We start from the raw sequence: 13,329 nt of genomic DNA, 5'->3' as shown, positions 1-13,329 counted from the left end.
ACCGCTTGTTTAAGGCGGGTGCCGTAAAACCGCAGTCGCTGCACGAGCGCGCAACACGAACTGACATCACCATGCTTGCGGGGGCAATATGGCTGTCGACCTCATGGGACAGTGGCGGTATCCGCTCAGGCGGTTGCGGCACAGTGTCGTGCTCCGGCTTCTCGCAGTCGTGATTCTGTTTAGTTGCGTGCTCACCTTGTTGTTGACCGCGCTGCAGATCGAGCGCGATTACAGCGCCGGTGTTGCGCTGATCGAGAACCGTCTCGCGGATATCGATAAAAGCTACCGCGATAGTCTCGGCGAGGCGCTGTGGCGGTTAGACGATGCGCAATTGCGGCTCGAACTGGGCGGCATTGTGCGTCTCGCGGACGTCAGCACGGCTCAGGTGCGTCAGTCCGGAAGCGGCACGGCGCCGCTGCTCGTGTCCGCCGGTAAGCCCGCAAGCGGACCCGCAATCACGCGCGAGTACCCGCTCGTCTATCGCGTGCTCGGCAAGGAGCAACGCATTGGCACGCTATATGTGCAGGCGACGTTGAACGATCTCTACGACGATCTCACGCACACGGCGCTGCTCATTCTCGTTACTCAGGCCGCCAATACCTTCCTCGTTTCTCTTTTCATCTTCTACGTACTCACGCGGCTCGTGACGCGTCATCTCGCGGTACTCGCGCATACTGTCGAGGACTACGATTTTCGGGAGCCCGCGCAGCCGTTGAAACTGAATCGGCGCGCGCCCCGCGAGCCCGACGAACTGGAACGCGTGGTGACGGCCTTCAATTCGATGGGCGCGCGCCTGCACCACGCCTATCTCGACGAGCGCGAGGCCGCCGCCGAGCGCGAAGCGCGTCGCTCGGCCGAGGCGGCGAATCGCGCGAAAGGGGAGTTCCTCGCCAACATGAGTCACGAATTGCGCACGCCGTTAAACGCCATTCTCGGCTACGCGCAGATCTTGCGGCGCGACGCAAGCCTGAGCGAGCACCATCGCGAAGGCGTCGGCGTGATTCAACGCAGCGGCGAACATCTGCTCGCACTGATTGGCGACGCGCTCGATTTCGCGCGGGTCGAAGCGGGCCGCTTGCGCATTGAGATGAATGACGTGCCGCTCGCCGGCACACTCGACGCAATTCGCGAGATCATTGAAGTGAAGATTGCGCAGAAGCATGTCGAGTTTATCTGGCGCGTTGCGCCCGATGTGCCCGATGCAGTACGCGCTGACGAACGGCGCTTGCGTCAGGTGCTGCTGAATCTGCTGGTCAACGCATTCAATTACACGGATCAGGGCAGCGTGAGCCTGTTGATCGAAATGAGCGCGGCGGGCAAGGTCTGCTTTGAAGTGCGCGATACGGGCATCGGCATGGATGCCGATCAGCTCCAGACTATCTTTGAGCCTTTCGAACAGATCATGCATACGGAGCGCGGCGCGAGCGGCACGGGGCTCGGCCTCACGATCAGTCAGCAGTTGCTTCGCGCAATGGGCAGCGAGATTCATGTGCAAAGCCAGCCTGGCCGCGGCAGTTTGTTCTGGTTCGAACTCGACGCGGCGGCAGTCGTCGCGCCGCTCGCGGCGCCTGCCCGCACGGACGCGCGCATGGCGACGGGTTACAAAGGGCCGCGCCGCAAGGTCGTCGTGATCGACGACGTCGCGATGAACCGCGCGGTCATGGTCGAGTATCTTGGCCGGCTCGGCTTCCAGATCGTCGAGGCGACAGGCGGCCGGCAAGGACTTGCGAGGATCTTGAGCGAACGTCCCGCGCTGATCGTCACCGACGTCGTGATGGCGGATATGGACGGACTCGAAGCGACCCGCCGATTGCGGCAAATTCAGGGCTTTGCGAATGTGCCGGTCATCGCGACATCGGCGAGTCCTTCCGGCGTGGGCGAACAACGCAGCCTCGCGGCCGGCGCGAATGCGTTTCTTTCGAAGCCGATCGACTTCGACAAACTGCTCGCGCAACTCGCGCGTTTGCTCGACCTCGAATGGACTTACACGCAAGCCAACGATCCTGCGGTCGTGCTCGATGCACCCGCTGCACCGCTCGTCCCCGTGCCCGAAAAAGAACTTCAGCAATTGCATCTGCTCGCGCGCCGCGGCGATATGCAGGAAATCGCGCTGTGGGCGGAGCGCGTCGGCAGACATGCCCCGCATTACCACGCGTTCACCGCGCGGATTCTTTCTCTCGCGAAGGGCTATCAGTCGAAGACGCTGCTGCATCTTGTCGAAGAGCAACTCGAACGTCAGGCGGTAAGATGAGCGAGATGACTCTTCCTGGCGACGCTTCGCCCACTGTTCTGATCGCCGACGACAACCCCGCGAATCTCGCGGTCGTCGTCGAAAGCCTGGTCGCGCGCGGCTTCAAGGTACTGGTCGCGCTCGACGGTCCGGAGGCGATTCAGCGGGCGCAATTCTCGCAGCCCGATCTGATTCTGCTCGACGTGAGAATGCCGGGCATCGACGGTTTCGAAACTTGCCGGCGCCTGAAATCCGACGAGCGCACGCGCAATATCGCCGTGATCTTCATGACGTCGCTAACGGGCAGCGATGACATGGTCGAAGGCTTCTCCGCGGGCGGCGTCGATTACCTCACAAAACCCGTTCACGTCGATGAGATGATGGCGCGCATCAGCACCCATCTCGCGTTAAGAGGCATGCACCAGAAGCTGATTGCGCAGAACCGTCAATTGCAGGAAGAAGTATTCGTGCGCCAGCGGGCGGAAAGTGCATTGTCGCGCGTGCGCGACGGTCTCGAAGAAAGCGTCGCTCAGCGCACCGACGAACTTGCGCGGGCCAATGCCACGCTGCAAGCGCAGATCGAGGAGCGCAGACGCGCCGAAGCGCGGCTCGTTGCGAGCGAGTTCCGTTTTCGCACGATTGTCGAGACGAGTCCGGTGCCGCTTTGCATTACGTCGATGCCGGAAGGGCGCATTCTCTATACCAACAAACCGTTGCGCGAACTATTCGGCGTCGACTACGTGACCACGCACATCACGAATATCGGCGAGCTTTATGCGGACACTGACGACCGCGACCGGCTGGTCGACCAACTGCGTCATGAAGGAAACTTTCGCAATACCGAGGTCAAGTTCAGGCGGCCGGACGGCACGATGTTCTGGGCGATCGCCACCGCGCGCGTCGCGACTTATGACGATGCGCCGGCGATCTTCGTCGGCCTTAACGACATCACGGAACGCAAACGCATCGAACAGGAACTGGTCGAGTCGCGCGAGCAATTGCGAGAACTTTCCGCCTACATGGAAGCGATTCGCGAGGAAGAGAGAAAGCGCATCGCGATGGAAATTCACGACGAATTGGGCCAGCTTCTCACTGCGCTAAAAATGGATGTGTCGCTGCTCAAGATGCGTCTTCCCGGCGATCAGGAAGTGGCGAGAAGAGCCGACGATATGCGTGAACTCGTCGAGAGAACCATCTGGATGGTGCGCAACGTCGCGAGTCATTTGCGGCCGGCCGCGCTCAATTACGGTATCGTGTCGGCGCTCGAATGGCTCGTCGACGATTTCGGGCGGCGCAGCGGGCTCGCCTGCCAGTTCCGCCTGAACGGCAACGAGCCCATACTGTCCGATGCGCACGCAACCGCCATGTTCCGTATCGTGCAGGCTTCGCTGACCAACGTCGCGCGGCATGCCAGCGCGACGCGCGCGGACGTCACGCTCACGAGTACGCAGGCCGCGTTGGACCTGCATGTCAGCGACGACGGCTGCGGTTTCGATCAGGAGGCGGTGCGCCGCGATTATTCATACGGACTGCTCGGCATGAGCGAGCGGGCGCGTCTGATTGGCGGATCGTTGCTGATCGACAGCGCGCCGGGCACCGGCACTTCGGTTTCGATTCATATACCGCTTCAGGACGGGCTTCAGACATGATCAACCTTTTGATTGCCGACGATCACCCTTTGGTGCGCGGAGGTCTCAAGCAGATAATCGAAACGACGCCCGACATCGTGGTGGCCGGCGAAGCGGCTCAAGGCTCCGAAGTAATCGAAAAACTGCGCACCTGTCAGGTCGATCTGCTGCTGCTCGACATGACGATGCCCGGCATTAGCGGTGTCGATCTGATCCGGCGCGTGCGTGCCGAGCGTCCATCGCTGCCGATACTCGTGTTGAGCATCCATAACGAGGCACAAGTCGTCTCTCGCGCGCTGCGCGCGGGCGCAACCGGTTATGTGACGAAAGACAGCAACCCCGACGTGTTGCTCGCGGGGATTCGCAAGCTCGCCGAAGGCGGGCGCTTTATCGATCCGAAGCTGGTTGAGGGGATCGTGTTCGAAACCTATTCGGGCGATGCGCCACCGCACGAAATTCTTTCCGATCGCGAGTTTCAGGTTCTGCAGATGCTCGCGCTCGGCAAGAGCCTGAATGACATCGCCGACGCGTTCGCGCTCAGCGCGAAGACGATCAGCACGCACAAGATGCGGCTCATGCAGAAGCTCGGCCTCGCCAATAACGCCGATCTCATTCGCTATGCGATCAGACACGGACTCGTCGCCGAATAGGTCACGAACGCGCAATTTTGACGCGTCAGGAAAACCTGAGCCCAAAAACAGGCATTCCTGAACCGACATTCCGCCGCCGCCGATGGAGGCGTTGCCACCGCCGACTTACGATGCATGATGGGAACCGGCGGAGGACCTAATGGCAGCGTCAGAGCGATCATTGCGTGACCTTATCGAGAAGTGGCTCGACGCAACAGGTGCCGCATCGGCACGCGTGCAGTTGCAACCGTCCCCGCGTCGTGGGATGAAGCGCTGCGTCTGCGTCGAGGCGCAACGCGAGGCCGGCGCACTCACGCTGTTTTTCTTTCGACACGGCGACGGCCTTTGGCACGTCTTTCCGCCTGACGAGCGGCCGGCCATGAGGATCGCCATGATGGCCGCCTAAACGGCAGTTTGCGCAACGGAGGCAGGATCATGACCCGACAGGAATGGGGTTTGGTGTCGCCGGAAGTACTGGCGCTGCGCATGTGGATGAGTGTGTGGTACGACCATGCAGTGGTGTCTGGTTTCATTCGCGCGCCCTTCGAACTGAACGACGCCGATGCTGAGCGGCTCGAAGGTTATTTCAGCCTCGGCCTGACGCCGCAAGAAGGCGCTGTCGTGTTCTTTTCCAAATCTCACTGATTCGCGCTTTAAACATTTCTCTCCCGCAGCAGTTTCGTTTAGCATCAGTGCCACTTTCATATGAAGAACAAGAGACATGGCACTTATCGCTCGCGACGTACTCGGCATTGCCGTACTGCTGCTCATCGCCTTTATCTTTTCGACCAACCGTCGCGCCATTCGCTTACGGACTGTAAGTAGCGCGTTGCTCGCGCAATTCTGCATTGGCGCATTCATTCTGTTCGTGCCGCTCGGCAAGACGATTCTCGCGGCCGCCGCGGCCGGCGTGAATAACGTGCTCGGCTACGGCAATGCCGGCATTGAATTCCTGTTCGGCGGACTCGTGCAGGCGAAGATGTTTCAGGTATTCGGCGACGGCGGCTTTGTGTTTGCGGTGCGCGTGCTGCCGGCCATCATCTTCGTGACGGCGCTCATTTCCGTGCTGTACTACCTCGGCGTGATGCGCTGGATCGTGATCGTACTCGGCACTGTCTTCCAGAAACTGCTTGGCGTGTCGAAGCTCGAATCGTTTTCCGCCGTCACCACGATCTTTCTCGGGCAAAGCGAAATGCCCGCGGTCGTCAAACCGTTCACGCGCGACATGACGGGCGCCGAACTATTCGCGGTGATGTCGAGCGGCATGGCCGCGGTCGCGGGCTCGGTGCTCGCAGGTTATGCGGGACTCGGCGTGCGAATTGAATATCTGCTCGCGGCGTCGTTCATGGCCGTGCCCGGCGGACTGCTGTTCGCCAAGATCATTCATCCGTCGACGGAACCGAGCCGCGTTCATCTCGACAACCTCAACTTCGACGAAAAGCGTCCCGCCAATGTGATCGAAGCGGCGAGCTCGGGCGCGACCGTCGGACTCAAAATCGCCGTGATGGTGGGCGCGATGCTGATCGCATTCGTCGGACTCATCGCATTGCTCAACGGCCTGGTGGGCGGCATAGGCGGCTGGTTCGGCCACCCGGATCTGTCGATGCAATCTATCCTCGGCATGGTGTTCGCACCGCTCGCGTGGCTGATCGGCGTGCCGTGGAGCGAGGCCGCGATTGCCGGCAATTTTCTCGGGCAGAAGATCATTCTCAACGAGTTCGTTGCATACGCATCGTTGTCGCCCTATCTGAAGGATGCCGCGAGCGTGAGCGCAGCGGGCCTGCAGGCGCTCGATCCGCGTACGCTTGCTATTCTGTCGTTTGCGTTATGCGGCTTTGCGAACTTTGCGTCGATCGCGGTGCTGACGGGCGGCTTTAGCGCCGTCGCGCCGGAACGACGCGCCGAAGTCGCGCGCTACGGCTTGCGTGTGGTGCTCGCGGCAACGCTCTCGAATCTGATGAGCGCGACCATCGCGGGCATGTTCATTACGCTCAATTGATTCGAGGACGTCTCGCATGAACATGGAACAACTGTTGGAGCGCGCGGGTGCCGCGCGAGAAAAGGCCTATGCGCCGTATTCGAAGTTCAAGGTCGGCGCTGCGTTGCTGACGAAAGACGGCCGCGTATTCGACGGCTGCAATGTCGAGAACGCGTCGTATGGTTTGTGCAATTGCGCTGAACGTACCGCGTTTTTCAGCGCGATTGCAGCGGGCTACCAGCGCGACCAGTTTGCCGCGCTAGCCGTGATCGGCGACACCGATGGGCCGATTGCGCCCTGTGGTGCGTGCCGCCAGGTGATCATTGAACTCGGCGGCCCCGAGTTGCGCATTCGACTCGGCAACCTGCATGGCGCGACGCGTGACACGACCGCGCGCGAACAACTGCCGGACGCGTTCTATCTATGAGCAGGCACAAGGTGATTTACGACACCGACCCCGGTGTCGACGATGCGATGGCGCTCGTCTTCCAGGCGCTGCATCCGGATATCGAACTGCTCGGATTGACGAGCGTATTCGGCAACGCGACGATCGAGACGACCACGCATAACGCGCGCTTTCTCGCGGGCCGCTTCGCGCCCGGCGTGCCGGTCGCGCGCGGCGCCGCGGCTCCGCTCAAACGCGCCGCGCCGCAGCCGCTCGCGTGGATTCATGGCGACAACGGCCTCGGCAACATCGTGCTGGGAGACTCGCCGGCTGCACCGCTCGACCCGCGGCCCGCGCACCGGTTTATTATCGACAGCGTGCGTGCGCATCCCGGCGAAGTCACGTTGCTGGCCGTCGGCCCGCTGACCAATCTCGCGCTCGCGCTCGCCGACGATCCGCAGATCGCGCCGCTCGTGAAGCAGGTAGTCGTGATGGGCGGCGCGTTCGGCACCGAGGGCGTGCTCGGCAACGTGACGCCCGCAGCCGAGGCCAACATTCTCGGCGACCCCGACGCCGCCGACATCGTGTTCGGCGCGCCGTGGCCTGTGGCCATCGTCGGGCTCGACGTCACGCAGCGCACCATCATGAGCCAGGAGTATCTTGCGTCGATCCGCGATCGCGGTGGCGCCGCGGGCCAGTTCATCTGGGACGTATCGCGGCACTACGAGGCGTTTCATCAGCAAAGCGCGCAGTTAAAGGGCATTTATGTGCACGACTCGTCGGCGGTCGCGTATGTGCTTGCGCCGCATCTGTACACCACGCGCAGCGGTCCGGTGCGCGTGTTGACGGAAGGCATCGCCGTCGGCCAGACGATCCAGAAACCGTCCACGATGCCGGTGCCCGCGCCTGCGTGGGACTCGCGGCCCGCGTGCAAGGCATGCGTCGGCGTCGACGCGGCCGGCATGCTCGCGTTATACGAGAACACGCTCTGCGCGAAGCCGTGAGCATGTGCGCTTGTCCGGTGCATTGCGCCAATCTTTGCTACATTGCTTCGAGCGACGACATTCATTCGAGAGGCCAAAGATGCGAATTCTGGTTGTAGGCGCGGGCGCCGTGGGCGGCTACTTCGGCGGACGGCTCGCAGCGGCGGGACAGGACGTCACTTTTCTCGTGCGCGCGGGCCGGGCGGACAGGCTTCGGCGCGACGGACTGGTGATCAAAAGCGCGCGCGGCGATCTTACGCAGCGTGACGTGAAGACGATTCTGGCCGGCGTGAACGCCGAACCGTTCGATGTCGTGCTGCTGAGTTGCAAGGCATACAGTCTCGACGATGCAATCGATTCGTTTGCACCGCTCGTCGGCGAATCGACTGTGATTCTGCCGATGCTGAACGGCATGCGTCATATCGACGTGCTCACGCAACGATTCGGCGAAGCGCGCGTGCTCGGCGGCCAATGCGTGATTGCGGCCACGCTCAACGCCGATCAGCAGATCGTGCATCTGAACGACACGCATGCGGTCACGTTCGGCGAACTGGCGGGCGGCGTCTCCGAACGCGTGCAGGCGATTGCCGACGCGATGGCCGACGCGAACTTCGACGTCGTGGTCAGCGAGAACATCTTGCTGCGCATGTGGGAAAAGTGGGTGTTCCTTGCGACGCTCGCGGCGAGTACATGTTTGATGCGCGGTTCGATCGGCGAGATTCTTTCCGCACCGGACGGCAAGCGCGTGATCGAGAATCTGCTCGCCGAGGCCCGCGCCGTTGCGCAACATCACGGCTTTACGATGGCGCCGGATTTCGATGCGCGTGCCACGCAAATGCTTTTCACGCCGTCGCCGCTTACCGCTTCCATGTTGCGCGATGTAGAGAACCACTCGCACACCGAGGCCGATCATATTCTCGGCGATCTGATCGCGCGCGGCGGCGAAGCGCAAAAGAGCGAGCAGAGTTTGTCGTTGCTGCGCATCGCGTATAGCCATCTGAAGACGTATGAGGCAAGGCAAACGCGTACCTCGTGACGTAGTGAAAGTGAGCGTGAGTGGTGAGTCGTGAGTCGTAGCCCCATGACCGGAGGAGGTCAACATGCCGGCTCCAATCGGATCGGTGCCCGCGCTTAGCGCTGCGTCGGCGACCATCTTCTCGATCGGTATCGCGTTTCTCGGCTATTGGGGAATGTATGAGCCGACCGGCTGGCGGGTAGCGGACGTGATCGTGTTCATCCTCGCGCTACTCGGCTTCGGCTGCCTCGGGCTCGTACCGTGGATGGCCACGACGCCTGTCGAACCCGAAACGAGCGACGCGAAAATACGCATTGCGCGACATCTGTTTCTCGGCGGCGTAGCGGCGATCTGGCTTGCGGTGGCGGTGTCGGTCATCTTCTAAAACGCATTCGCGCACAAGAAAATCGCGCGCCTCTATGCAACGAGGCGCGCGATTTTTCATTTATGTCGAAGCACGAACCGCTGCGCTCAGCGTTCGATCTGCCGGTTCCAGCGCGTGTCCCACTGCGCGCGATGCGCGTTGATCGTGTCCCAATCTACCACCGTCACCTTGCGCACGAGGTCTTCCAGATTGCCGAGGCTTTGCTGCATTGCCGGCGTCATCTTCGCGAGGCGGTTGGTCGGAATCTGCTTGCCCGCTTCGGCGGCTTTGGTCTGCGCCGGCGCGGACAGCAGGAATTGCGCGAGCTTTTGCGCAAGCTGCGGATCGGGGTTGTTGTTGACCACGCATAGATCGACGAGCAACAGCACCGGGCCTTCTTTCGGATTCACATAAGCGACCGGAATGCCCTTGTCGGAGAGATCGCCGACGGCAGTCGGCGTCAACGGAAAGAGACCTGCTTCGCCGGTCTGCACCATTTCCGAAATCTTCGCCGAGTTCGGCACGTATTCGACGACATTCGGGCCCACCGTGCTTGCCCATTTCGTGAAGCCGGGTTCGACGTTCTGCTCGCTGCCGCCCATCAGACGGTTGATCGCGAGAAAGCCGTGCAGGCCGAACGTGCTGCTCGACGCCGATTGGAACACCACCTTGCCCTTGTACTTGGGATCGGCGAAATCCATCCATGAAGTGGGCGGCGCCCAGCCTTTCTCGGCAAACAGCTTCTTGTTGTACGCAATGCCCGTCATGCCGAGTTGCACGCCCGCGCCCATGTCGTCCTTCATGCGCGCAAACGGATAGAGTTCCTTGAGCACCGGCGAATCGTCGAGCTTCTTGCATACGCCCATGCTCACGGCACGCGCCATCACGCCGTCATCGAGAAACACCACATGAATTTGCGGACTCGCCTTGTTCGCGAGCAGCTTGGCAAGAATGTCCGACGACGTGCCCGGCACGACCACCACTTTCACATTGTTCGCTTTCTCGAAGTCGGGCAGCACCTGGCTCGTATAAGCCTTTTCCATCGGCCCGCCATTCATGCCGATGTAAATGGTTTTGGTCTGCGACCACGCAGGCGCTGCCGCGCCGAATGCACACAAGGCGGCGAGTGCCGCGATCGTTCGGAACAGTTTCATTGATGATCTCCAGGTTTCGTGAATGTGGTGTTCAAGCGTGGTTCTATGCGACGGATGACGTAGCAAGCTGCGCAAAGCGGCCAATCGAAAACGCGTCGAGAGGCGTGGCCGTGGCGCCGTCGATGACGAGATCGGCGAGCACTTCGCCGACACCGGGCGCGAGCAGAAAGCCGCCGCCCGAAAAACCGAATGCATGCAGAAGACGCGGCACCGCGCGGCTCGCTCCGATGATCGGATTATTGTCGGGCGTCTCGCCCTCCACGCCGCTCCATGTGCGGATCAGGAGCGCCTCGCGCAACGCGGGCAGCAGCGCGCACGCATCGCGCATCACGGCTCGCGTGGTTTCCGTCGACGGCCGGCCGTATTCACCGTCGCCACTGCCGCGTCCGCCGCCGATCACGCAATTGCCGCGCGCCACTTGCCGCGCATAGATGCCGCCGCCATATACGCCGAGGTTGTGCGTGATGAAAAGCGGCAATGGCTCGGTGACCCACATGTTCGGATAGATCGGCTTCATCGGCGCTCTTTCGCCAAAGTAGCCTGCAACGGTATTCGCCCACGCGCCCGCGCAATTGATCAGCCAGTCCGCGCTGATGTCGTCATTGCCGGCACGCATCTGAAAGCGTCGGCCGTCGTGACGAATGTCGCCCAGTTCGGTTTGCTCGCGCACGTCCGCGCCCGCGGCACCCGCGGCGCGTGCGAACGCGGGTGAGACGAGACGCGGATTCGCGTGACCGTCGCTCGCACACAGCGAGCCGCCAATCGCCGCTTCGCCAAGCCACGGATAGCGCCGTCGAAACGACTCGCCGCTTAGCAACTGCGCATGCAGTCCGTATTCGCGCGCCATGCCGGCCCATTGCTCGAGCGCGGCGAGATCGCTTTCGCTGCGCGCAAGCCGCAAATGTCCTGACACGGTGAATTCGCCGTCGATGCCGATCAATTCCGGCAAGCGGTCCCACACGCGCCGCGCGCGCATCGCGAGCGGCATCTGTTCGACGGGACGGCCCTGGCAACGCACGCCGCCGTAGTTCACGCCGCTCGCCTGCGCGCCGCAAAAACGCCGCTCGATTAGAGCCACGCGCAAGCCGCGTTTCGCAAGCGCCAATGCCGCCGACGAACCGACAAGTCCGCCGCCTGCAATCGCGACGTCGTAGTGCACGGCGTCACTCATCGCGCGCCTCCTCGGGAATCTCGGCGACGTCGTCCGCATAGAGCGCAGGCGACAGCGGAATCGGCTTGACCGGCGGCTGGCTGCGCAGACGGCCAACCGCTTCGAGCGGCTGGCCGGTTTCCTCGGCGAGCAGTTGAAGCGCCGCCTCGCCGCACATGCGGCCCTGGCAACGTCCCATGCCGACGCGAGTGAGCGCCTTCAGCCGATTGATCTCGCTCGCCTCGCCGCCGCGGATACAGTGCCTCAACGTGCCCGCGTCGATTTCTTCGCAGCGGCACACCGTCATATCGTCGGGCCACTGCGCCGCGCAGTTCGCGGGCGGCGCGAAAGCTGTTTCGATGCCCGCGCGAAAGACGGCGATACGTTGCAGGCCGCGTTCGAGCGATGCGGCATCGGCCATGCCGGGTCCGCGCGGATGCGCGATGCCGAGGTCGTCGAGCAAGGCTAACGCGGCGCGGCGTCCGGCGAGTTCGGCGGCATCGGCGCCGGCGATGCCCGCGCCGTCGCCGGCCAGATAGAGGCCGCGCACGGAGCTGCGTCCGGCGGGATCGAGTTCGGGCAGCCAGCAGCGATTGAGCGCGTCGAAGCGGAAGCGGCAGCCCGCGAGATCCGCAAGCTGCGTTTCGGGCTTGAGGCCGAAACTGACGCCGACCGCATCGCAATCAATTACTTCGGATGGCGAACTACTGCCCGAGTTACGCCATTCAATCGATTCGACATTCAGTGCCCCGCGAATGCCGACCAACTGCACGCCGCGCTCGATGCGTATCCCGTGTGCCTTCAACCAACCCACGTAATACAGACCCTTTGCGAACGTCGACGGAACGCGGATGAGTTTCGGCGCGGCTGCGATCTGCCGCGAAAAAGGGCTTGTGTCGAGCACGGCGGCCACCTGCGCGCCGGCCTTTGCATACTGATAAGCGACGAGATACAGCAACGGTCCCGTGCCCGCCAGCACCACACGTCGGCCGATTACACAGCCTTGCGCCTTCAACGCGACCTGCGCCGCGCCGAGCGTGTAGACGCCGGGCAACGTCCAGCCAGGAAGCGGCAGAACGCGGTCGGTCGCGCCGCTTGCAATGATCAAATGCGAGAACGGCACGCTGACTTCGCGCCCCGCGGCGAGCGTATCGAGGCGGCCCGCTTCGCAAGCCCATGCCAGTGTGTCCGGGCGATAGTCGATGTGCGGCAGCAGTGCAGCCATCGTCGTATGCAACGCGTCGGCCTTGTGCGCCTCGAAACCGTACAGTGTTTTTTTCGAGCGCTCGAAGCCGCCGTTCGCGGGCGGCTGGCGATAAATCTGTCCGCCCCAACGCGCGTTTTCGTCGATCACGATAGGGCGCACGCCTGCCGCGACCAGCGTTTCGGCGGCGCGCACGCCGGCCGGTCCGGCGCCGACAATCACCACGCGGCGAGCGTCGTTCATGGCGCGTCTCCGCTGATTGCGGCATCCGCCGAACGGTTGCGTGTGAGCACGCGCATGCCGTCGGTGACGAGCGTCGAACAGGCTCGCACGCGCTTGCCTTCCTCGGTGCGCATCCAGCAGTCCTGGCATGCGCCGATCAGACAGAAGCCCGCGCGCGGCGCGCCGCTGAATTCGCTGTCGCGCACGCGGCGCTGTTGCATCAGCACGGCGGTCAGCAACGTATCGCCTTGCAGCGCGGAGACTTCATCGCCGTCGATATAAAAGCGCAGCGGTTCGCGCCGCGTTTCGGCCACGCGCACGAATTGGGGCTCGCGCGCGGACGTTGAAGGGTGAGATGACGGCAAGTTGGACGGCATGAGAGCGTGA

The 13,329-nt window shown here is 62.6% G+C and carries 13 protein-coding genes; 9 read left to right on the top strand and 4 right to left on the bottom strand.

All coding sequences use genetic code 11. The annotated features are described in order from the left end of the window. The first annotated feature begins 88 nt into the window (after window positions 1–88). From C8K18_RS05225 to C8K18_RS05180, 9 genes are all read left to right on the top strand, one after another. Entirely contained in the window at window positions 89–2,251 is a 2,163-nt protein-coding gene (locus C8K18_RS05225; protein ID WP_107706864.1) for an ATP-binding protein, read from the top strand. Further along, window positions 2,248–3,879, top strand: a complete 1,632-nt coding sequence (locus C8K18_RS05220; RefSeq protein WP_006049518.1) for a response regulator — start codon at window positions 2,248–2,250, stop codon at window positions 3,877–3,879. Before C8K18_RS05225 ends, C8K18_RS05220 begins: the two co-directional genes overlap by 4 nt. Continuing rightward, window positions 3,876–4,508 carry a response regulator transcription factor gene (locus C8K18_RS05215; RefSeq protein ID WP_029966706.1) on the top strand — a complete coding sequence of 211 codons (633 nt, stop codon included), beginning with the start codon at window positions 3,876–3,878 and terminating at the stop codon, window positions 4,506–4,508. The genes C8K18_RS05220 and C8K18_RS05215 overlap by 4 nt, the downstream gene beginning before the upstream one ends. 414 nt (window positions 4,509–4,922) lie before the next feature. After that, window positions 4,923–5,132 (top strand): hypothetical protein, encoded by a 210-nt coding sequence (locus tag C8K18_RS05205; RefSeq protein WP_006049515.1) that lies wholly within the window; start codon window positions 4,923–4,925, stop codon window positions 5,130–5,132. Between the two features lie 76 nt (window positions 5,133–5,208). Beyond that, window positions 5,209–6,486 carry a NupC/NupG family nucleoside CNT transporter gene (locus tag C8K18_RS05200; protein WP_107706863.1) on the top strand — a complete coding sequence of 426 codons (1,278 nt, stop codon included), beginning with the start codon at window positions 5,209–5,211 and terminating at the stop codon, window positions 6,484–6,486. Between the two features lie 16 nt (window positions 6,487–6,502). Continuing rightward, window positions 6,503–6,892 carry a cytidine deaminase gene (locus C8K18_RS05195; protein WP_006049513.1) on the top strand — a complete coding sequence of 130 codons (390 nt, stop codon included), beginning with the start codon at window positions 6,503–6,505 and terminating at the stop codon, window positions 6,890–6,892. Then, window positions 6,889–7,854 carry a nucleoside hydrolase gene (locus C8K18_RS05190; RefSeq protein WP_107706862.1) on the top strand — a complete coding sequence of 322 codons (966 nt, stop codon included), beginning with the start codon at window positions 6,889–6,891 and terminating at the stop codon, window positions 7,852–7,854. The genes C8K18_RS05195 and C8K18_RS05190 overlap by 4 nt, the downstream gene beginning before the upstream one ends. Window positions 7,855–7,933: 79 nt before the next feature. Continuing rightward, a complete protein-coding gene (gene panE / locus C8K18_RS05185; RefSeq protein ID WP_053860028.1) occupies window positions 7,934–8,869 on the top strand; it encodes a 2-dehydropantoate 2-reductase in 936 nt (311 codons plus the stop codon). Between the two features lie 64 nt (window positions 8,870–8,933). Further along, window positions 8,934–9,233, top strand: a complete 300-nt coding sequence (locus C8K18_RS05180; protein WP_006049509.1) for a hypothetical protein — start codon at window positions 8,934–8,936, stop codon at window positions 9,231–9,233. Window positions 9,234–9,319: 86 nt separating this feature from the next. Here C8K18_RS05180 and C8K18_RS05175 read toward each other — a convergent pair whose 3' ends face one another. The 4 genes from C8K18_RS05175 to C8K18_RS05160 are packed head-to-tail and all read right to left on the bottom strand — an operon-like array spanning window position 9,320 to window position 13,319. Next, entirely contained in the window at window positions 9,320–10,366 is a 1,047-nt protein-coding gene (locus C8K18_RS05175) for an ABC transporter substrate-binding protein (RefSeq protein ID WP_006049508.1), read from the bottom strand. 43 nt (window positions 10,367–10,409) lie between these two features. Continuing rightward, window positions 10,410–11,537: an FAD-binding oxidoreductase gene (locus C8K18_RS05170; protein ID WP_107706861.1), complete on the bottom strand. Its 1,128-nt coding sequence runs from the start codon at window positions 11,535–11,537 to the stop codon at window positions 10,410–10,412. Then, window positions 11,530–12,963 (bottom strand): FAD/NAD(P)-binding oxidoreductase, encoded by a 1,434-nt coding sequence (locus C8K18_RS05165; RefSeq protein WP_107706860.1) that lies wholly within the window; start codon window positions 12,961–12,963, stop codon window positions 11,530–11,532. Before C8K18_RS05165 ends, C8K18_RS05170 begins: the two co-directional genes overlap by 8 nt. After that, complete coding sequence (locus tag C8K18_RS05160) at window positions 12,960–13,319, bottom strand: (2Fe-2S)-binding protein (protein ID WP_044021109.1); 360 nt, start codon at window positions 13,317–13,319, stop codon at window positions 12,960–12,962. Before C8K18_RS05160 ends, C8K18_RS05165 begins: the two co-directional genes overlap by 4 nt. Window positions 13,320–13,329: the final 10 nt, after the last annotated feature.

This window comes from Paraburkholderia sp. GV068, assembly GCF_003058125.1.
Taxonomy (GTDB): domain Bacteria; phylum Pseudomonadota; class Gammaproteobacteria; order Burkholderiales; family Burkholderiaceae; genus Paraburkholderia; species Paraburkholderia graminis.
This window is presented reverse-complemented; position numbering and strand designations above follow the sequence as displayed.

Bases quoted from the DNA above. Each gene is read 5' to 3' on its own strand.
- C8K18_RS05225 (WP_107706864.1), top strand. From the start codon at position 89: ATGGCTGTCGACCTCATGGGACAGTGGCGGTATCCGCTCAGGCGGTTG.
- C8K18_RS05220 (WP_006049518.1), top strand. From the start codon at position 2,248: ATGAGCGAGATGACTCTTCCTGGCGACGCTTCGCCCACTGTTCTGATC.
- C8K18_RS05215 (WP_029966706.1), top strand. From the start codon at position 3,876: ATGATCAACCTTTTGATTGCCGACGATCACCCTTTGGTGCGCGGAGGT.
- C8K18_RS05205 (WP_006049515.1), top strand. From the start codon at position 4,923: ATGACCCGACAGGAATGGGGTTTGGTGTCGCCGGAAGTACTGGCGCTG.
- C8K18_RS05200 (WP_107706863.1), top strand. From the start codon at position 5,209: ATGGCACTTATCGCTCGCGACGTACTCGGCATTGCCGTACTGCTGCTC.
- C8K18_RS05195 (WP_006049513.1), top strand. From the start codon at position 6,503: ATGAACATGGAACAACTGTTGGAGCGCGCGGGTGCCGCGCGAGAAAAG.
- C8K18_RS05190 (WP_107706862.1), top strand. From the start codon at position 6,889: ATGAGCAGGCACAAGGTGATTTACGACACCGACCCCGGTGTCGACGAT.
- panE (WP_053860028.1), top strand. From the start codon at position 7,934: ATGCGAATTCTGGTTGTAGGCGCGGGCGCCGTGGGCGGCTACTTCGGC.
- C8K18_RS05180 (WP_006049509.1), top strand. From the start codon at position 8,934: ATGCCGGCTCCAATCGGATCGGTGCCCGCGCTTAGCGCTGCGTCGGCG.
- C8K18_RS05175 (WP_006049508.1), bottom strand. From the start codon at position 10,366: ATGAAACTGTTCCGAACGATCGCGGCACTCGCCGCCTTGTGTGCATTC.
- C8K18_RS05170 (WP_107706861.1), bottom strand. From the start codon at position 11,537: ATGAGTGACGCCGTGCACTACGACGTCGCGATTGCAGGCGGCGGACTT.
- C8K18_RS05165 (WP_107706860.1), bottom strand. From the start codon at position 12,963: ATGAACGACGCTCGCCGCGTGGTGATTGTCGGCGCCGGACCGGCCGGC.
- C8K18_RS05160 (WP_044021109.1), bottom strand. From the start codon at position 13,319: ATGCCGTCCAACTTGCCGTCATCTCACCCTTCAACGTCCGCGCGCGAG.